Source organism: Nocardioides piscis (assembly GCF_011300215.1).
Classification (GTDB): domain Bacteria; phylum Actinomycetota; class Actinomycetes; order Propionibacteriales; family Nocardioidaceae; genus Nocardioides; species Nocardioides piscis.
The window spans coordinates 2883938-2902590 of the sequence record NZ_CP049866.1 but is presented as its reverse complement, the minus strand read 5'-3'; the positions used below and the strand labels follow the sequence as shown (position 1 = coordinate 2902590).

Sequence of the window (18653 nt, the reverse complement as noted above, 5' to 3'; positions counted from 1 at the left end):
CCACCGCCGTACAGCATAGGTTGGCGCCATGACGCGTCTTGACCCTGATCTGTATGTCGAGCACATCCGGAACGAATCTGCGCGGTTCCGCGAGGTGCTGGCCGAGTGCGACCCCGCGGCGCGGGTGCCGTCGTGCCCCGACTGGTCTGCTGCCGACCTGCTGTGGCACCTCACCACGGTGCAGTGGTTCTGGACCACGGTCGTGGTGGACCGGCCGTCGGAGGTCGACCTGGCCGGGGAGCCTTCACGGCCCGGCACCCACGACGAAGCGTTGAAGATGTACGAGCACTGGTCGCACGCCCTGACGGCGGCACTCGACGGGGTGCCCCCCGACGACGAGGCCTGGACGTGGTCGAGCGACCCCGACGACCACACGGTCGGCTTCATCATGCGTCGTCAGGCGCATGAGGCCCTGATCCACCGGATCGACGCCGAGCTGGCGGCCGGCACCGAGTCAGAGCTGGACGCGAACCTGGCAGCGGACGGTGTCGAGGAGGTCCTCGGCGTCATGTATGGAGCCTGTCCCCGTGGGGCTCGTGGGAGCCCCTTCCCCATGTCCTGCGCCTCGACTGCACCGACACGGGCGACCAGATCTGGGTGCAGCTCGGACTCTTCAGCGGGACCGACCCGGAGAGCGGCAAGGTCTACGTCGACGACGAGGACTGCCACGTCATCGACGCGCCCACCGGCCCTGACGTCGAACCTGATGTGGTGATCGACGGCCCCGCCGGCGTGCTGGACGCATGGCTGTGGCGCCGACGGGACTCCGAGGGCATCTCCATCGCCGGGGACCGGGCGGTCCACGAGCGCTTCCTCGCGATCGTGGACAACCCGATCAACTAGCCGGTCGGCCTCACGTGCGCTGGACTGCCCCTGTCCGCTCGGCAGCGAGGGCCACTGCTGCGTCACGCGCCGCGGCGGCCTCCCCCTCCTTGAGCGTGCGGTCGGGCGCCCTGAACCGGAGCGCGTAGGCCAGCGACTTCTTGCCGTCGCCCACCTGGTCGCCGGTGTAGACGTCGAAGAGCCGGACCGACTCCAGCAGCTCGCCTGCACCCTCTCGCAGGGCGGCCTCCACGTCGGCTGCCGGGACACCGGCGTCGACGACCAGCGCCACGTCCTCCTTGGCGACCGGATAGGAGGAGAACCTCGGAGCGGCGGTGATGGCCGCAGCGTGCTCGAGCAGCGCGTCGAGGTCGATCTCGGCCACGGCCGAGCGCTCGGGCAGGGCGTAGGCCTTGCACACCCGCGGGTGCAGCTCGCCGGCGTGGCCGATGACCCGGTCACCGATGCGCAGCTCCGCGCAGCGACCCGGGTGCCACGGCGCCCTGGCCGCGGCCACCACGTCGAGCTCGACCCCAGCTCGACAGCGAGGGTGCGCAGCGTCGCGATGGCATCCGACCAGGAGGCCGCACGACCGGCACCCCACCAGCCGCCGAGCTCGACGTGGCCGGTCAGCGCGAGGGCGAGATGCATCGGCTGGCGCGGCACGGCCTTCTCGATGCTGGCCCACTCCTCGGCCGTCGGTCGTCGCTCGACACCCAGGATCGGGGCGTGCTCGTCGCCGGTGGGCGCGAACACCAGGCTGGTCTCGAACAGCGCCGCGTCTGCGTTGCCGCGGCCGACGTTGCGGGCCAGCGCCTTGAGCAGTCCCGGCAGCAGCGTCGTGGTGAGGAGCGGCTCCTCGTTGTTGAGGGGGTTGACCACACGCAGCGCCGTACGGCGGTCGTCGTCCTCCGGCAGCCCGAGCCGGTCCCAGTCGTCCTCCCCCACGAAGGGATAGCTGATCGTCTCGACCAGGCCGGCACCCGCGAGCGTGAGCCCGACACGGCGGCGCAGGCGCTGGGCCTCGCTGCGGCCCCGACCGGCCGGGGCCGGCGGGAGCACCGAGGGCACCTTGTCGTAGCCGACGATCCGGACGACCTCCTCGACGAGGTCGTAGGGGTCGGTCAGGTCGGGGCGCCAGGGCGGCACGACCGCGGTCAGGCTCTCGCCCTCGACGATGACCTCGCAACCGACAGCTGTGAGGTGCGCGACGGTCGTCTCGGTGGTGATGTCGATGCCGCTGACCCGCGCCGGCAGGTCGATCGGGATGGTGACCGACACCGGTGACGGCTCGGTGCCGACGACGGTCACGCCCGCGTCGGCCGTCGCGCCGCCGAGCTCGACGAGCAGCTCGACCACACGGTCTGCCGCTGCCGGGGGCAGTGTCGGGTCGACGCCCCGCTCGAAGCGCTTGGAGGCCTCGGAGTGGAGCTTGTGCCGCTTGCCGGCCCGGAAGATCGTGACCGGGTCGAAGTGGGCGGCCTCGACGACGATGTCGGTGGTGGAGGAGGAGAGCTCGGTGGCCTCCCCGCCCATGAGGCCGGCGATGCCGATCGGTCCGCTGTCGTCGGCGATCAGGAGGTCGGCCTCGGTGAGCGGGCGAACGACTCCGTCGAGGGTGGTGATCCGCTCTCCTGCGCGCGCACGACGGACCTGCAGCGCGCCGGACAGCGTGGCGCGGTCGTAGCAGTGGTTGGGCTGACCCAGCTCGAGCATGACGTAGTTGGAGATGTCGACACCGAGGCTGATCGGTCGCATGCCGGCCTGCTCGAGACGGGTCGCCATCCACGACGGTGTCGGCGCACCGGGGTCGAAGCCACTGACCGTGCGAGCGACGAAGACCGGGCAGCCGTCACTGTCATCGACCACGACCGGGTGGCCGGCGCCGTCGGCAGCGGGGGTCGAGCGCTCGGCCGGATCCGTGAACGGCAGGCCGAGACCGAGAGCCGTCTCGCGGGCGATCCCCCGCAGCGACAGGGCGTAGGCACGGTCGGGGTTGATCTCGAACTCGACCACCGGGTCGTCCATGCCGAGCACGTCGAAGGCGTCGTCGCCGGGGGCACCGGCGTCCGGGGGCAGGACGATGATGCCGTCGTGGTCGGTGCCCAGACCCAGCTCGGCGGCCGAGCAGATCATCCCCGCGGAGAGGTGACCGTAGGTCTTGCGGGCACTGATCTCGAAGTTGCCCGGCAGCACGGCCCCGGGCAGGCAGACGACGACGAGGTCACCCTCGACGAAGTTGTGGGCACCGCAGACGATGCCCTGGGGCTCGCCTGTGCCGTTGGCAGGACCGACGTCGACGGTGCACCAGTTGATCGTCTTGCCGTTCTTCTGCGGCTCCTTGTCGAGGGTGAGGACCCGGCCCACCACGAGCGGGCCGGTGATGGCGTCCGCGGGGTTGGTCACCGCCTCGAGCTTGAGGCCGAGCATGGTCAGCCGGTCGGTGAGTGCACCCAGGGTGACGTCGGCCGGCAGGTCGACGTAGTCACGGATCCAGGACAGTGGCGCCTTCATCGTTCAGATCTCCGTTCCGAAGGCGCTGGCGAAGCGGACGTCGCCCTCGAAGACGTCGCGCAGGTCCTCGACGTTGTGACGGAACATCAGCATGCGGTCGATGCCGAAGCCGAAGGCGATCCCGGAGTAGACCTCGGGATCGATGCCGCAGGCGGTCAGGACGCGGGGATTGACCACGCCGCAGCCACCGAGCTCGATCCAGCCCTCGCCGCGACAGGTGCGGCACGCGTCAGGATCGACGCCACGGCACACGAAGCAGACCATGTCCATCTCCGCCGACGGCTCGGTGAAGGGGAAGTACGAGGGGCGGAACCGGGTGGTGATCCCCGAGCCGAAGAGCGCGGTCGTCATGTGGTCGAGGGTGCCCTTGAGGTGGGCCATGGTGATGCCCTTGTCGACGACCAGGCCCTCGATCTGGTGGAACACCGGCGAATGGGTCGCGTCGACCTCGTCGGTGCGATAGACCCGGCCCGGGCAGACGACGTAGATCGGCGGCTGCTGGGTGAGCATCGTGCGCGCCTGGACCGGGGACGTGTGGGTGCGCAGCACCAGCGCAGCCTCGGCCGGCTCGAGCCAGAACGTGTCCTGCATGGTCCGGGCCGGGTGGTCAGGGCCCATGTTGAGGGCGTCGAAGTTGAGCCACTCCGCTTCCACCCAGGGTCCGTCGGCGACCTCCCAGCCCATGGCCAGGAACACGTCGGCGAGACGCTCGGAGAAGGTGGTGATCGGGTGGCGTGCGCCGCGGGGCCGCCGCTGCGTCGCGAGCGTGACGTCAACGGTCTCCTCGACCAGCATCCGCTCCTCGTGCTCGGCCTCGAGCACGAGGGTGCGCTCCCCCAGCGCCTTGTTGACGGCGCCGCGCGCCTGACCGACGCGTGCTCCGGCCTCCTTGCGGGCCTGCGGGGGCAGCGCGCCGATCTCGCGGTTGGCCAGGGCCAGTGGCGACCGGTCGCCGGCGTGGTCGAGACGCACCTGCTTGAGCTCGGCGAGGTCCTTCGCGCCGGCGATCGCGGCGATCGCCTCGTCGCGCATCCGCTCGACCTCCTCGGCCTTGAGCGGGGTGACCTCGACAGGGTCGTAGTCGGTGTTGGGGCCGGACATGGCTCCCTTTCTTGCGTCGCACGATGGACGACGCGATTGTTCCAGAGGGTCGTCGGGCGGGTCTCCCCGGACCCGGCGACGAACAGGAGCTCCTGCCAGCGAAGCAGCGTCGATCAGAAAGGTCGACCGGCCCCCGGACACCGCACGGGTCCGGGGCACAGAAATCGCTGGCGGAGGCTCACGCGGCCCAGTCTAACGCGCACCGCCCTCGCTGTAGGCGTCGATGACCGGGCCACACGGGTCCCCGGCGCTGGTCGGCCGCGCCGCGTCGGTATCCAGGTCGGCGACCGCGTCCTGCGCCCGGGACCTGCCCAGGTTCCAGTCGAGGACCGAGTCCCTGGCCTCGCCCGCCTCCCCCGAATCAGCGGGCCGTCGCGGTCGCAGGGCGCAGACCGCGACGTCGGCCGGGAGCCGCTCGGCGATGACGGGCGCCGCGTCGGCGGACAGGCTCTGGAGGTAGGCGATGTCGAGCTTGCCGGTCGCCTCGTAGCGGTCGATGTTGCGACCGGCGACCCAGGCATCCGGGTTGATCGCAGCCAGGCCGAGGAACGCGATGGCTCCGCTCAGCAGCGCCAGGCGCGGCAGCCAGCGTCCGTGACCGGCACCGCCCACGACCATGACGAGCAGGACGACGACGCCCAGCCAGCCCTCGAAGACGTCGACCGTCACCCGCAGCGTGGTGAAGCCGTAGGCCTCCTGGTAGAGGTGCATGCGATAGAGCGCGGAGGCCACGACGACGAGCGTGAACGAGCAGAGCAGGCCGAGCGAGATCCTCATCCAGAGCCGGTCGGTCGGTTCGTCCTTGACCTTGCGGGCCGCAGCCCACACCACGAAGAGGGTCAGTGCGGTGGCGAAGGTCAGCTGCCCGAAGCCCTGGTGGACGTAGTCGGCATACGTCAGGCCTGTCGTGCTCTCCAGATAGCTGCGTCCGCCGAAGAACGCCGTCGCCTGCGCCAGCAGGAACACCGCGAACACCGCATCGACCAGGAGCACGGGGATCAACCACTCGAACCGGTTGCCGAGCGCCTCGACGGGCCGACGGACCGGCTCGACCTGGGAGGGGTTGAGCGCGAGGTAGGCCGCGGCCAGGGTCAGCCCGAAGACCACGCAGCCGACGAAGATCCTGGTCACCAGGTCGTTGAAGCTCAGGCTCGGCACGATCGCGTCCACCCAGGTGGCGAACAGCGCGTCGGCCGAGGCGAAGAGCCCCCCGAACACCGCCAGGGCGACGAACGAGATGACGGCCGTCCGCACCACCGCCGGAGCGCGACCGCCGGTGCCGACCACCCGCAGGCTGCGGCCGAACCACGGCAGGCCGCGCATGGACGACAACGGCCAGGAGAAGCCGGCCAGCAGGAAGCCGAGCGGGGTCCGTGCGTCGGTCACGCCGATCAGGAAGACCCCCGCCGCCACCAGGACGCCGAGCAGCACGACGCCCTCGTTGTCGAGGAGGGTCAGCGGCAGGACGAGAAGAGCCGCCAGCACCACGCAGGTGATCGTGAACGCACTGCGACGGTGGTGTGCGGTGACGTATGCCGACGCGCCGGCCGCCAACAGGACGAGGGTCCAGGCCAGGCCCGGCCCGTGGAAGGTCATGACGGCTCCGGCAAGCACGCCGACGAGCGCGCAGGCCACCACCACCCGCAGGCCCACCAGACCGGGACGTTCTGGCCAGAAGGCGCCGAAGACCGAGTCCATGCCCGGGGAGGCCGCGTCGGCGGCCGGCAGGACCAGCGGGGGGATCGCGCGCGCCGCGACTGCGGTGGGGACCGGGCTCACCTGACTCGGGCTCACCGGGGCCGCAGCGGAGGTGGTCGGAACCTCACCCGGCAGCTCGAGACGCAGGAGGGCGCCGTCGTTCCCGGGCTCCGGGTCGACGAAGCGCAGGGTCCCGCCGTGCAGCTGCGCGACCCAGCGCGCGACCGCGAGGCCGAGCCCCGTGCCGCCGCCGGCAGGGTCGGTGCCGAACCGCTGGAAGACGCGCTCCCGGTCGTCCGCCGCGACGCCCGGGCCGCTGTCGGCAACAGCCAGCCACCAGCCGGCCCCCGCCCGGCCGGCGGTCACCCGCACCGGGGTGCCCGGCGGGGCGTGCCGGGCGGCGTTGTCGAGCACGTTGACCAACAGCTGACGCAACCGGGCCTCGTCGGCCACCACGACCAGCCCCGCCTCGATGTCGACGTCGAAGTCTCCGGCCCTCCCGGCCGCCGCCACCTCCCGCACACAGTCGCCGACCAGCTCGTCCACGGTCACGTCACCGGGCTGCAGCCGGGTCACGCCCGCCTCGAGGCGCGACAGGTCGAGGAGGTCCGTGACGAGCCGGCGCAGGCGCTCCGCCTGCGCGAGGGCCCCCTCGAGGTGCTCGGAGTCAGCGGGCACGACACCGTCGGCAAGGTTCTCCAGGACGGCAGTCATCGCAGCCAACGGCGTCCTCAGCTCGTGCGAGACCGTCGCGATCAGGTCGCGCCGCTCGGTCTCCACCTGCTCCAGGTCCGCCGCCATCCGGTTGAACACGGCCGCAAGCCGACCCACCTCGTCGCTGGACGTGGCCCGCACCCGGCCTGAGTAGTCGCCGCGCGCCATCCGCTGCGCCACCTGTGTCATCTGGCGCAACGGCGCCACCATCCCGGCGGCGAGGAGCTGGGTCACACCGAGCGCCAGGGCGACGGCGACCGGGAGGGTGAGCCACACCGGCACGCCGGACGCCGAGCCCAGCGTCGCCAGCAGCGCGGCGACGACGACCGAGACGGCGACGAGGACCCCCAGCTTGGTCTTGATGCTCGAGGCCGCGTCGAGGAGTGCTTTCACGCGGGCACCTCCAAGGCATAGCCGACACCGTGGACGGTGCGGATCCACCCTGCCCCGAGCTTGTGGCGCAGTGCCTTGACGTGGCTGTCGACCGTGCGGGAGGCCACGCCGTTGACGGCCGCCTCACCCCAGCCCCACACCTCGCTGAGCAGCCGCTCGCGGGTGAGCACCTGGCCGGGCTCGCGGGCCAGGCACACGAGCAGGTCGAACTCGGTGGGGGTCAGGTGGATCTGTGTCCCACCCATCGCCGTACGGCGACGTCCGGGGTCCACGACCAGGCGACCGACGCTGATGGGTGACCGTTCGGTCGTGGCCGCCAGCTCTGCAGCACGGTCCACCCTGCGCATCAGGGCGGCCACCCGGGCGACGACCTCGCGCATCCGGAACGGCTTGGTGAGGTAGTCGTCCGCGCCGACACCGAGGCCGACGAGGATGTCGGACTCGTCGTCGCGGGCCGTGAGCATCAGGACGGGGACGGGCCGCTCGGACTGGATCCGGCGGCACACCTCGTGGCCGTCGAGGCCCGGCAGCATGACGTCGAGGAGCACCACGTCGGGACGGGTCTCGGCGACCGCGGTGACGGCCGTCGGGCCGTCGAAGACCTGGTCGACCGCATAGCCCTCGGCGCGGAGACGCTCGGCGAGCTGGTCGTTGATGACTCTGTCGTCCTCGACCACCAAGACTCTTCGGTCGCTCATGTCGGAAGCCTAGGAGCGGAGGCGCGCAGGAGCCGGGGACGACTCGTGGAGGTTGTGTGGAGATGTGGTCGGCTGGACGCGCCCGGGCGCGGTCACTCCGGCCGCAGGTCCTCGCACGGCCAGTCGACGATGACCCGGGCGCCGCCTCCGGGCGCATCGTCGACGAGCACGTGGCCGCCGTGGGCCCGGGCGAGGCCCCCGACGATGTACATCCCCAAACCGGAGCCACCGCTGGACCCGTGCTTCCAGAACTTGGTGAAGACGCGGTTGCGCATCTCCTTGGGAATGCCCTCGCCCTGGTCGTCCACGCACACGCGCACACCGACGGGCGTGGCGTCCTGCGGCGACCGGTCCAGGGAGACCAGGACGCGACCCTGCCCGTGGCGCACGGCGTTCTCGACGAGGTTGGTGACGACCTGGGTGTACTTGTCGGGATCGGCGAAGATCTCCGGGAGGTCGTCGGCGGCCTCGAGCTCGATGGTCCGGCTGGTGCCCGCGCTGACCGAGTCGACCACCCGCTGCGTGAGGACGACCGCGTTGCAGTCGCGGGGATAGAGCGACAACCGCCCGGTGTCGATGCGCGCGACGTCGAGGAGCTCTGCGATCAACCGGACCAGGCGGTCGGCATCTGCGTTGACGGTCTCGAGCATCATCTTGCGCTGGTCGTCGTTGAGCTTGTCCCAGCGGTTCAACAGCGCCTGGACGAAGCCCTTCACGCCGGTCAGCGGCGACCTCAGCTCGTGGGCCACGGTGGCGACCAGGTCTGACCTCTCGCGGTCGAGACGGGCGCGCCCCCGCCCGCTGCGGATCCCGATGGCGATGGCCTGGACAGGCGCCAGCGGGCGCTCGCGGACCAGGCGCGCGGTGGTGAGCACCTCTTCGCCGCGGGAGTTCAACCAGGACTGCTCCGGGATCCCGGTGCGGGTGGACAGGCTGTTGGCGGGGTCGTTGAACTGCCACCAGTTGTTGCCGTCCTGGTCCTGGAGCCTCAGCACGTCCTCGACCCGGCCGCCGATCACGTGCTCGTCGGACAGGCAGAGCAACCGGGCGGCCTGGCGGTTGATCAGGCTGACCTCGCCCTCGACGGTGACTCCGACCGTTCCGTCAGGATGGTGGTCGCTGAGCGACCTCAAGCGGGATGGCTTCGAGTCGACCCAGGTCACCGGTCCACCCTAGTCCCCGCGTCGGGAGTCGCCCTTGGGCCGGCGCAGGCCGGCGTCGCGCAGTCTCGACACGAGCTCGCGGGAGCTGACCGGCACGGCACCGGCGGCCAGCACATCGGCATACCTCTCCGACGGCACGTCGTAGTGGTCCCGGTCGAAGCCTCGGGCCGGGATCCCGTTGCTGCGCGCGAAGTCGTGGAGCTCGTCGAACGAGACGTCACTGGCCAGGTGGGACCAGCTCCGGCCCCAGCGCTCGACCGCGGGGGATCCACCAGGATCATCGAGACACCGTGACCGGATGCAGGGGCAGGTCGACCGAGAACGTCGAGCCGACACCCACGACGGAGTCGACGCGGATCTCGCCCCCGTGCGCAGCGACGATCGAGCGGACGATGCTCAGGCCCAGGCCGGTGCCGGGCACGACGTGCTGCTTGGCCGTGGAGGTGCGATAGAAGCGCTCGAAGAGGTGCCGCTGGTCCTCGCGGGCGATGCCCATGCCGTCGTCGGCCACCGAGATTCGAGCGGCGAACTCGCTCGTCGTCAGGCGGACGTGCACGCTCCCCGGGCCGGGGGTGTACTTGATCGCGTTGGAGAGCAGGTTGAAGACCACTCGCTCGATGGCGCGGCAGTCCGCCACGACCGGCACCGGCTCGTCGGGGACGTCGAAGTGCACGCGCAGGTCGGACACACGCTCGGCGGGTACGGCGACGGCCTCCCGAGCCGCGAGCACGCACTCGCGCAGGTCGGTCAGCCGCCTGTCCGGCGTCCACTCCCGCTGGTCCATCGCCGCCAGGGTGAGCATGTTGTCGGCCATCGACAGCAGCCGCTCGGCGTTGCGCGAGACCCGGGACTGGAGGTCGGAACGCTCGTCCGCCGCCATGTCCATGTCCCCGGTGAGCAGCTCGACGGACCCGACGATGCTGGTCAGGGGGGTCCGGAGCTCGTGACTGAGCGTGTTGATGAGCGCGTCCTTCGCGCGGTGCGTGGAGAGGGCTCGTTGGCGCTCCAGGCCGAGGCTGGTCGCCACGGCGAGCGCGATGACCACGCTGACGACCAGGAAGCTCTGCATTCCGGTCATCACCAGGACAGGGCTCGACTGCAGGTCGAGGGACGAGAAGGGGCCGACTCCGCGGCTCGCCTGCCAGGACATGAAGATCGCGAGCACCGCGAGCTCGAGGATGCCCAGTCGCTTGGGGAACCTGGACGCGGCCCACACGACGACCGCCGTCAGGAGGAAGACGCCGGACGTGCCTGAGCCCGGACCGTAGTTGAGGGTGAGCGCGACGCCCACGAGGGCTGCATGGGCAGCCGCCTCCACCCACGAGATCCGAGGCGCCCGCAGGCGTTCGGTGACCAGCTGGAGCAGGACGAGGTTGCACGCCGCGTGGTTGAAGAAGACCCACGTGGCCGCGTCGGCATAGCGGCCGTCCCCGAGCGCCGCCGCGCCCACGAACGCCAGGACGGCGGGCACCGCACTGCCGGCCGTGACGGCGACGAGGTAGCGACGCAGGTCGTTCCACGAGCGGAGTCGCGGCGCACGGAACCAGTTGCGGGTCATCAACCGAGCGATGACATAGGCCTCGAGCCCGTAGGCGACTCCCCTGCTCACCCCGATCGCGACGTCGTCATCGACCAGCGAGCCCCCGACGGCCGCCGCCACGGCGGTGCCGAGCACCAGCCAGGGCACCTCGCGCCTCGGAGAGATGACCAGCAGGCAGGCAGCGATCCCGGGGGCGGCCAGCCAGTCGTAGGCGCCGATCATGCCGGAGGAGAACGCGCCGCTGCCGTAGGTGGCGGCCAGGATCAGGAGCAAGCCAACGGCTTGACGCACACGCAGGCCCACGACTGTCGACCCGGTCTCAGCGCCGCTGCGATGCGGCGCTGGTGTAGAGACACACGGCGGCGGCCGTGGCGAGGTTGAGGCTCTCGGCCCGCCCGTGGATCGGGATCGACACCCGATGGTCGGCGAGCGAGGCCAGGTGGCCCGGCAGCCCCCACGCCTCGTTGCCGAAGAGCCAGCCCGTCGGGCCGCGCAGGTCGGCCTCGAACAGGTCGACCTCACCAGCCCCGTCGGCAGCCAGGACCGCACACCCGGCGTCGCGCACAGCAGCCACCGCAGCAGCAGGGTCGGGCACGAGGGCGAGGGGCATGTGGAAGACGCTACCCACGCTCGCGCGCACCGTCTTGGGGTTGTAGATATCCACCGAGCGGCCAGCCAGGATCACCGCGTCCGCGCCGGCCGCATCGGCCGTCCGGATGACGTTGCCTGCATTGCCCGGATCGCGGATGTCAGCGCAGATCACCAGCAGCTGGGGCCGTCCGGCGGTGACCGTCTCGAGCGGGACGTCGAGGTGTCGGCACACCGCGACGAGACCCGCGGGGCTCACCGAGTCCGAGAGGGACGCCATCGCACGGTCGTCGACGACGGTGACCTGTTCCACTGCGACCAGCACATCGGCGTACGCCGCGCGCGCGGTGGGAGTGACGAAGACCTCGACCACGCAGCCGGGCAGCCGGGCGGCGCCCTCGACGGCCTTGGGCCCATCAGCGAGGAAGAGCCGCCGTTCGGTGCGAACCGAACGGCGGCTCAACTTGCGAGCTTCCTTGACGCGAGTGTTGCCCGCGGTGAGGGGCACGCTCATCGTCGGACCCTGCGGATCAGGCGCTGACCTTGGGGGCGTTGACGTCCTCGGGAAGCGCAGCCTTGGCGGTCTCCACCAGCACGGCGAACGCCGGGGCGTCGTTGACGGCGAGCTCGGCCAGGATCTTGCGGTCGACCTCGACACCGGCCAGGTTGAGGCCCTGGATGAAGCGGTTGTAGGTCATCCCGTTGGCGCGGGCAGCGGCGTTGATGCGCTGGATCCACAGCTTGCGGAAGTTGCCCTTGTTCTTGCGGCGGTCGTTGTAGCTGTAGACCAGCGAGTGGGTGACCTGCTCCTTGGCCTTGCGGTAGAGGCGCGAGCGCTGACCGCGGTAGCCGGAGGCCCGCTCGAGGACGACCCGGCGCTTCTTCTGGGCGTTTACTGCCCGCTTGACGCGTGCCATTTCTTTACTCCTTGCTCAAAAACTCAGTGTGGGTGCAGTGAAGGGTCGAGTCGGAAGGACTCAGAGACCCAGCATCTTCTTGGCACGTGCGGTGTCGTTCTTGGCGACCTCGACGGTGCCGCTGAGACGACGAGTGACCTTCGAGGGCTTCTTCTCGAGGTTGTGGCGCTTGCCAGCCTTCTCGCGAAGGATCTTGCCCGAGCCGGTCACGCGGAAGCGCTTGCTGGCACCCGAGTGGGTCTTGTTCTTGGGCATGTCTGCCTCTACTTCCTGATCAGTGGTTCGAAAACTTGGGGGGGTCGAGCGGTGGGGGACCCTCAGGCCTCGATCTCCGGATCGAGGTTCTCGGAGCGGCCGCGCTCCTTCTTGGCTGCCACGGGACCGGCCGCGTGGGCGGCCTCGCGCTCGGCGCGCTCGGCATCGACGACCGCTGCACGCTCGGCCATCTTCTCCTCCTTGGCCGCGGCGGCATCGATCTTGGCGTCGGCCTTCTTCTTGTGCGGGCCGAGCACCATGATCATGTTGCGACCGTCCTGCTTGGGAGTCGACTCGACGAAGCCCAGCTCGCTCACGTCCTCGGCCAGGCGCTGCAGCAACCTGAACCCGAGCTCGGGGCGGTGCTGCTCGCGGCCACGGAACATGATCGTGATCTTGACCTTGTCGCCGGCCTTGAGGAAGCGCACGACGTGACCCTTCTTGGTCTCGTAGTCGTGCGCGTCGATCTTGGGACGAAGCTTCATCTCCTTGATGATGACGTTCGTCTGGTTCCGTCGAGCCTCACGGGCCTTCTGGGCGTTCTCGTACTTGAACTTGCCGAAGTCCATGAGCTTGCAGACAGGCGGCCGGCCCTGGGGCGCGATCTCGACCAGGTCGAGGTCTGCCTCTTGGGCAAGCTTCAGCGCCTGGTCGGTCGGCACGATGCCGACCGTCTCGCCGTTTGGCCCGACAAGCCGGACCTCGGGAACGCGGATCCGCTCGTTGATGCGCAGCTCGGTGCTGATGTGTCCTCCAGTGACTGTGGGTTGTGGTCTGACCCGGGGAGGACAATGGCCTAGAAACACCAATGGCTCCCGCTCTGCCCAAGCGGAAGCCAGCGTCAGGGAGTCGGAGAAATCCTGGTGGAAATCCTCAACGCCTGATCCGGACCGGAACCCGACGACCAGGCGGTCGGTGCGGGTGGGAGACGAACTGCTGTCTCCGCTTGGTGGATCTGCCCCGCAAGCGGGACTGATCGGTCAACACCGAAGGTTAGCCGATCATTCCTGTCCCCGGCCAATCCAGGCGATGTCCTCCCCCACCTTGGCTGCACGCCACCCCGCGGCCAGCGCCACGAGGTCATCCCCTTCGACCACCAGTCGTACGGGCCCGGCGATGTCGATCACCAGTGCGGCTGCACCGTCCTGGACGGCCGACTGGGCTGCCAGTCGCGCGTGGACCGGCACCGGCCTGGCCTCGGGGTTCCACCGGGCCAGGGTCTGCGTCGAGGTGAACGACAGCAGGGCGAGCCGGCCGTCGGCACCCCTCATCAGGACGGCGGCCATGTCACTGGTCTTGTCGTGGGCGAGCCCGTGCTCGTCGATCTCGACCTCCCCCAGGGTGGCGACCACGGGGACGAGCAGCCTGGCCCCCTGGAGCTCGAGCAGCACGTCGGCGTGGGTCAGCTCGTCGCGGGCGTAGCCGGCGAGTGCACGCTCCAGGCCTGCGTCGGCGCTGCCGTCGTCGCCGGCGAAGCCAGGATCGGGGATGAGTCTGTCCACGCCGCCATTGTCCACTGTGGAAGTCTGGCCACGTGGACGAGGCAACGTGGGCGGCATTCGCCGCCACCCTGACCCTGCTGGGACTCGCCTGGACCTGGGTGTCCTATCGCCGGCGCGGCCTGCCCAGCGGCATACGCACACTCGGATTCTCCATGCTCCCGGCCGCAGCCTGGCTCACGGGCACCCTCGAGCTCGTCACCCGCACGGCCACCGCAGTCGCCGACTGGGCCGCTGGCCTGGTCCTCAGCCCGATCACCTGGGCCGGGATCGTGCTCGGCGCCACGGGGGTGCTCCTCATCATCACGGGCGGGTTCCTGCGCGACCGGCAGCTGGGGATCGCAGCATCGAGCCGAGACCGGGTGACTCCCGCGCCGATCGACCGCGACCTGGCGGACATCGAGGCCCTGCTGAAGAAGCGGGGAGACAGATGACGGCGGACTTCATCGCGCGAAACCGCCTCACGGCCCGGCTCAACGCTGCGGTCGCAGGCCATCGCGACCCCCTGTCCACGCCGATCGCCATCGTGGACCTCGACGCCTTCGACGCGAATGCTGCGGACCTGGCGCGCCGTGCCGGGGGCAAGCCGATCCGCGTCGCGTCGAAGTCGCTGCGGGTGCCCGCCCTGATCGAGCGCGCCCTGGCCCTGCCGGGCTTCCACGGCGTCCTGGCCTACACGCTTCGAGAAGCGCTCGTGCTCCACGACCTGGGCGTCACCGATGACGTGGTGGTCGCCTATCCGACGGTCGACCGCGGCGCGATCGCTGACCTGGTCGCCTCCCCCTCGTCTGCCGCCGCCATCACGGTGATGATCGACGACCGGGCTCACCTGGAGCTCATCGACTCGGTCCGCACGTCCAAGGCGGTGCAGGTCAGGGTTGCGCTCGACATCGACGCCGGACTGCGTCTGGGCAGCCAGCACGTCGGCCCGAAGCGGTCACCCCTCCACGACAAGGCACCGATCCTCGAGCTGGCGCGCGCTGTGCAGGCACGTGAGGGTTTCCGCCTCGTCGGGGTGATGACCTACGAGGGCCAGGTCGCGGGCGTGCCCGACGACGTGCCCGGCCAGCGGGCGAAGTCCCTCGTCGTGCGCCGGCTCAAGCGCGCGTCGATGGCGCAGCTGGAGGAGCGACGGCGGGTCCTTGCCCAGGAGCTCCGACAGCTCGTCGACCTGGAGTTCTGGAACGGCGGTGGATCAGGTTCGGTCGAGGCCACGGCCGCCGACGCGGCAGTCACCGAGATCGCTGCCGGGTCCGGCCTCCTCGTCCCCGGCCTGTTCGACCACTACCAGTCCTTCACCCCCCGCCCGGCGGCCTTCTTCGGCCTGCGCGTCAGCCGCAAGCCCGCCCCCGGGCTGGCGACGGTCCACGGCGGCGGCCTGATCGCCTCCGGACCAGTGGGAGACGACCGCGCTCCCATCCCGTGGGCACCGGCCGGGCTGCACCTGACGGGCCTCGAGGGGGCGGGCGAGGTCCAGACCCCGTTGACCGGTCACCCGGCCGCATCCCTGCAGATCGGCGACCTGGTCTGGTTCCGTCACGCCAAGTCGGGCGAGCTGTTCGAGCACGTCAACACCGCCCACCTGGTCAGCGGGTCCGACATCGTGACGTCGGTGCCGACGTATCGCGGCCTCGGGCATGCGTTCTGACCCCGCCTCGATCGCCGCTCGGGTCCTGGCGTCGGCACTGGCTCGACCCGCGACCCTCGGCCAGGGCCGGCTGATCTGCATCGACGGTCTCGCCGGCTCGGGCAAGACGACGCTCGCTGCCGCTGTGCGCGCACAGGCTAGGTGCCGCGTCCTGCACCTGGACGACTTCTATCCGGGTTGGCGAGGACTGGACCGGGTGGCCGACCAGGTGGGTCCGCTGCTGCACGAGCTCGCGTCCGGTCGTCCGGGCACCTACCGCCGGTGGGACTGGGATCAGGACGCGTTCGTCGAGGAGGTCACCGTCGACCCCTCCCCCCTGCTGGTGATCGAGGGAGTGGGGGCCGGGCACCGTTCCTGGAGCGACCTGATCACGCTCCTCGTGTGGCTGGACTCCACCCAGGCCACGCGCCTGGAGCGCGGTCTCGATCGCGACGGCGCAGCGGTGCGTGACCAGTGGATCCAGTGGCAGGACGACGAGCAGGCGATGCTGGCCAAGGAGGGCACCGACCGTCGCGCCGACCTCGTGGTCGACACCAACGACTGACCTGGTCGGCTCCGCACGACCGTGCAGACTGGGTGCATGGAGCACCCGTCGGGGAAGCAGTTCGAGATCGCAGCAGCCGGCTACCGCGCCGTCATCACCGAGAGCGGTGCGGCCCTGCGGCTCCTGACACACGCCGATCGCCAGCTTGTCGACGGATTCGACGTCGACGAGATGTCGCACGGCGGACGCGGCCAGCTGCTGATGCCGTGGCCGAACAGGATCCGCGACGGCAAGTACACCTTCGCCGGTCGCGACCTGCAGCTGGCGCTCACGGAGCCGAAACGGTCGAACGCCTCTCACGGGCTGGCTCGCTGGGCGGGGTGGGGACTCCAGGAGCACACGGCCCACTCGGTGTCGCTGCGCCACCGCCTGATGGCCCAGACCGGCTATCCGTGGACGCTCGAGCTGCGCGTCGACTACCACCTCGACGGAGACGGGCTGACCGTGGTGCAGACCGCGAGGAACCTCAGCGGTCAGCCCGCGCCGTACGCCTGCGGCGCCCATCCCTACCTGAGCCTCGACACCCCGACCAACGGTGCCATCGACCAGCTGGAGCTCACGCTGCCCGCTGCGACCCGCACCGTCAACGACGAGCGCCTGATCCCGGTCGAGACCGTGGGCGTCGATGACGAGCACGACTTCCGCAGGGCCAGGATCATCGGCGCCGCGCAGTTCAACGAGGCGTACGGCGACCTGGACCGGGTCGACGGCGTCGCCACCGTCACCCTCCGCTCGGCTCGCGGCGGTCCCGGGACTGCGCTGTGGGTCGACGAGCAGATCCGGTGGCTGCAGATCTACAGCGCTGACGACGTGCCGGGCAAGGAGCGCCGATCGCTCGCCGTTGAGCCGATGACGGCCCCACCCGACGCCTTCAGGTCGGGCACCGACCTGCGCACCCTCTCGCCGAGCGGCCAGGACGGGGACGAGATGTCCGTGACGTGGGGGATCCGCGCGATTCCCGCCGACCGTGCTCTCAGCGGTTGATCAGGCCACGCAGCTGACGCACAGCCAGGCGGGCGCGCTCGCCGTCAGAGCCCTGGAGGGCCAGGATCGAGGCGGTGGTCCCGTCCGCGAGGTCGATGGTGGCCCACGGGCTGCCGGCCGTCAGGTGGATGGCGACGACCTCGGCCCATTCGTAGTCGCGCGACTTGTAGCCGTTGACGACGTGCAGCCCCTGCTGGGACGCCTCGACCCGCGACCGGGCCAGCGCGTGACCCACGGCGGCATAGAGCAGCCCGAGGCCGAGCAGCGTGGAGCGCTGGAAGACCGTGAACTTGGCGCGGATCTCGGGGTCGAACCCGAGCCACGCGAAGGCGCACACCAAGACCAGCATGCTGCCGAAGAACACCACGGCCACTCGCACGCCCAGCGGGCGCCAGGTGTGCGGCAGGGTGACTGGCTCGACGCTGCTCATCAGCGCCCTCAGAGCCGGCAGGCGTGGATGTCGGTGAGCAGGATCGCACGAGCGCCGACCTCGTAGAGGTCGTCCATCAGCCGCTGCGAGCCCGCCCTCGGGACCATGACGCGCACTGCCACCCAGCCCTCCTTGCCGAGGGGCGAGATGGTGGGACCCTCCAGACCGGGTGCGAGCCCGGCCGCGCGCTCGAGGCTGGTCTGCTCGATGTCGTAGTCCATCATCACGAAGCTGCGCGCGACGAGGACCCCCTCGACCCGCCTCCGGAAGATCTCGAAGCCCTCGATGTCGGAGTCGCCACGCGCGATCATGACGGCCTCGGAGTCGAGGATCACCTCTCCGAACGTCGCCAGGCCGGCCGCCCGCAGGGTCGAACCCGTCTCGACGACATCAGCGATCACGTCGGCGACGCCGAGCTTGATGCTCGTCTCGACCGCCCCGTCGAGGCGCGTCACCGAGGCATCGATCCCCCGCGCGGCCAGGAACGCCTCGACGACGCCGACATAGGACGTGGCGATGCGCTTGCCGGAGAGCTGCTCGAGGGTGGTGAACTCCCCCGCCGGCCCCGCGAAGTGGAAGCGCGACCGGCCGAACCCCAGCTGCATGACCTCGGTGGCGGTGGCGCCGGAGTCGAGGAGCAGGTCACGGCCGGTGATGCCGACGTCGAGCGTCCCCTCACCGACATACAGGGCGATGTCGCGGGGGCGGAGGTAGAAGAACTCGACACCGTTCTCGGCGTCGATCAGGGCGAGCTCCTTGTTGTCGCTGCGCTGGCGGTAGCCGGCCTCGCGCAGGATCTCGCTCGCGGCCACGGACAGCGCACCCTTGTTGGGTACGGCGATGCGGAGGGTCATCAGTGGGGCACCGGTTCTCAGAGGTGGGCGTAGACGTCGTCGAGGGTGAGTCCGCTGGCGAGCATCAGCACCTGGGCGTGGTAGAGCAGCTGGCTGATCTCGAGCGCGGTCGCGTCCTTGCCCTCGTGCTCGGCCGCCATCCACGATTCCGCGGCCTCCTCGATCAGCTTCTTGCCGATCGCATGCACCCCGGCGTCGAGCTGCTGGACAGTGCCTGAGCCCTCGGGACGGGTGGCGGCCTTCTCGCTCAGCTCGGCCCAGAGCTCCTCAAACGTCTTCACAGGTCGCAAG

Annotated in this window: 20 protein-coding genes and 1 pseudogene; 6 read left to right on the top strand and 15 right to left on the bottom strand. The window is 70.4% G+C overall.

The window, feature by feature from the left end; all coding sequences use genetic code 11:
• The first annotated feature begins 28 nt into the window (after positions 1-28).
• Positions 29-715, top strand: coding sequence for a maleylpyruvate isomerase family mycothiol-dependent enzyme (locus tag G7071_RS14230; protein WP_246210035.1), 687 nt, complete (start codon positions 29-31; stop codon positions 713-715).
• Positions 712-843, top strand: coding sequence for a hypothetical protein (locus G7071_RS19705; protein ID WP_281351676.1), 132 nt, complete (start codon positions 712-714; stop codon positions 841-843). Before G7071_RS14230 ends, G7071_RS19705 begins: the two co-directional genes overlap by 4 nt.
• 10 nt (positions 844-853) lie before the next feature.
• Here the strand turns inward: G7071_RS19705 and pheT are convergent.
• The 12 genes and pseudogenes from pheT to G7071_RS14170 form a co-directional block, all read right to left on the bottom strand.
• A pseudogene (gene pheT, locus G7071_RS14225) lies at positions 854-3336 on the bottom strand (phenylalanine--tRNA ligase subunit beta).
• A 3-nt stretch (positions 3337-3339) separates the two neighbouring features.
• Positions 3340-4437 carry a phenylalanine--tRNA ligase subunit alpha gene (gene pheS / locus G7071_RS14220; protein ID WP_166319831.1) on the bottom strand — a complete coding sequence of 366 codons (1098 nt, stop codon included), beginning with the start codon at positions 4435-4437 and terminating at the stop codon, positions 3340-3342.
• A gap of 192 nt (positions 4438-4629) precedes the next feature.
• A complete protein-coding gene (locus G7071_RS14215) occupies positions 4630-7242 on the bottom strand; it encodes a DUF4153 domain-containing protein (protein WP_166319829.1) in 2613 nt (870 codons plus the stop codon).
• Positions 7239-7940: a response regulator transcription factor gene (locus tag G7071_RS14210; protein WP_166319827.1), complete on the bottom strand. Its 702-nt coding sequence runs from the start codon at positions 7938-7940 to the stop codon at positions 7239-7241. The genes G7071_RS14215 and G7071_RS14210 overlap by 4 nt, the downstream gene beginning before the upstream one ends.
• Before the next feature lie 92 nt (positions 7941-8032).
• On the bottom strand, positions 8033-9103 hold the full coding sequence (locus G7071_RS14205; RefSeq protein ID WP_246210033.1) for a sensor histidine kinase: 1071 nt from the start codon (positions 9101-9103) through the stop codon (positions 8033-8035).
• A 9-nt stretch (positions 9104-9112) separates the two neighbouring features.
• Positions 9113-9439 carry a DUF4031 domain-containing protein gene (locus G7071_RS14200; RefSeq protein WP_246210032.1) on the bottom strand — a complete coding sequence of 109 codons (327 nt, stop codon included), beginning with the start codon at positions 9437-9439 and terminating at the stop codon, positions 9113-9115.
• Positions 9381-10916, bottom strand: a complete 1536-nt coding sequence (locus tag G7071_RS14195) for a sensor histidine kinase (protein WP_166319825.1) — start codon at positions 10914-10916, stop codon at positions 9381-9383. Before G7071_RS14195 ends, G7071_RS14200 begins: the two co-directional genes overlap by 59 nt.
• Before the next feature lie 46 nt (positions 10917-10962).
• A complete protein-coding gene (locus tag G7071_RS14190; RefSeq protein ID WP_166319823.1) occupies positions 10963-11745 on the bottom strand; it encodes a TrmH family RNA methyltransferase in 783 nt (260 codons plus the stop codon).
• A gap of 16 nt (positions 11746-11761) precedes the next feature.
• The gene (rplT, locus tag G7071_RS14185; protein ID WP_166319821.1) at positions 11762-12148 is read right to left on the bottom strand and encodes a 50S ribosomal protein L20; all 387 of its coding nucleotides are present in this window, start codon (positions 12146-12148) and stop codon (positions 11762-11764) included.
• A gap of 60 nt (positions 12149-12208) precedes the next feature.
• Positions 12209-12403, bottom strand: a complete 195-nt coding sequence (gene rpmI / locus G7071_RS14180; protein ID WP_166319819.1) for a 50S ribosomal protein L35 — start codon at positions 12401-12403, stop codon at positions 12209-12211.
• Positions 12404-12465: 62 nt separating this feature from the next.
• A complete protein-coding gene (gene infC, locus G7071_RS14175; protein WP_215727626.1) occupies positions 12466-13209 on the bottom strand; it encodes a translation initiation factor IF-3 in 744 nt (247 codons plus the stop codon).
• Between the two features lie 195 nt (positions 13210-13404).
• On the bottom strand, positions 13405-13905 hold the full coding sequence (locus G7071_RS14170) for an SseB family protein (protein ID WP_246210031.1): 501 nt from the start codon (positions 13903-13905) through the stop codon (positions 13405-13407).
• A 32-nt stretch (positions 13906-13937) separates the two neighbouring features.
• Here G7071_RS14170 and G7071_RS14165 point away from each other — a divergent pair, with 32 nt between their 5' ends.
• The 4 genes from G7071_RS14165 to G7071_RS14150 are packed head-to-tail and all read left to right on the top strand — an operon-like array spanning position 13938 to position 17078.
• Positions 13938-14336, top strand: coding sequence for a hypothetical protein (locus G7071_RS14165; protein ID WP_166319815.1), 399 nt, complete (start codon positions 13938-13940; stop codon positions 14334-14336).
• On the top strand, positions 14333-15550 hold the full coding sequence (locus tag G7071_RS14160; protein WP_166319813.1) for an amino acid deaminase/aldolase: 1218 nt from the start codon (positions 14333-14335) through the stop codon (positions 15548-15550). Before G7071_RS14165 ends, G7071_RS14160 begins: the two co-directional genes overlap by 4 nt.
• Entirely contained in the window at positions 15540-16094 is a 555-nt protein-coding gene (locus G7071_RS14155) for a nucleoside/nucleotide kinase family protein (RefSeq protein ID WP_166319811.1), read from the top strand. The genes G7071_RS14160 and G7071_RS14155 overlap by 11 nt, the downstream gene beginning before the upstream one ends.
• 36 nt (positions 16095-16130) lie before the next feature.
• The gene (locus G7071_RS14150; RefSeq protein ID WP_166319809.1) at positions 16131-17078 is read left to right on the top strand and encodes an aldose 1-epimerase family protein; all 948 of its coding nucleotides are present in this window, start codon (positions 16131-16133) and stop codon (positions 17076-17078) included.
• Here the strand turns inward: G7071_RS14150 and G7071_RS14145 are convergent.
• Genes G7071_RS14145 through G7071_RS14135 form a run of 3 tightly spaced genes read right to left on the bottom strand, consistent with a single transcriptional unit; the run spans position 17068 to position 18643 of the window.
• On the bottom strand, positions 17068-17508 hold the full coding sequence (locus G7071_RS14145; RefSeq protein WP_166319807.1) for a PH domain-containing protein: 441 nt from the start codon (positions 17506-17508) through the stop codon (positions 17068-17070). The genes G7071_RS14150 and G7071_RS14145 overlap by 11 nt on opposite strands.
• An 8-nt stretch (positions 17509-17516) precedes the next feature.
• Positions 17517-18362 carry an ATP phosphoribosyltransferase gene (gene hisG, locus G7071_RS14140; RefSeq protein WP_166319805.1) on the bottom strand — a complete coding sequence of 282 codons (846 nt, stop codon included), beginning with the start codon at positions 18360-18362 and terminating at the stop codon, positions 17517-17519.
• Positions 18363-18379: 17 nt separating this feature from the next.
• Entirely contained in the window at positions 18380-18643 is a 264-nt protein-coding gene (locus G7071_RS14135; RefSeq protein WP_166319803.1) for a phosphoribosyl-ATP diphosphatase, read from the bottom strand.
• Positions 18644-18653: the final 10 nt, after the last annotated feature.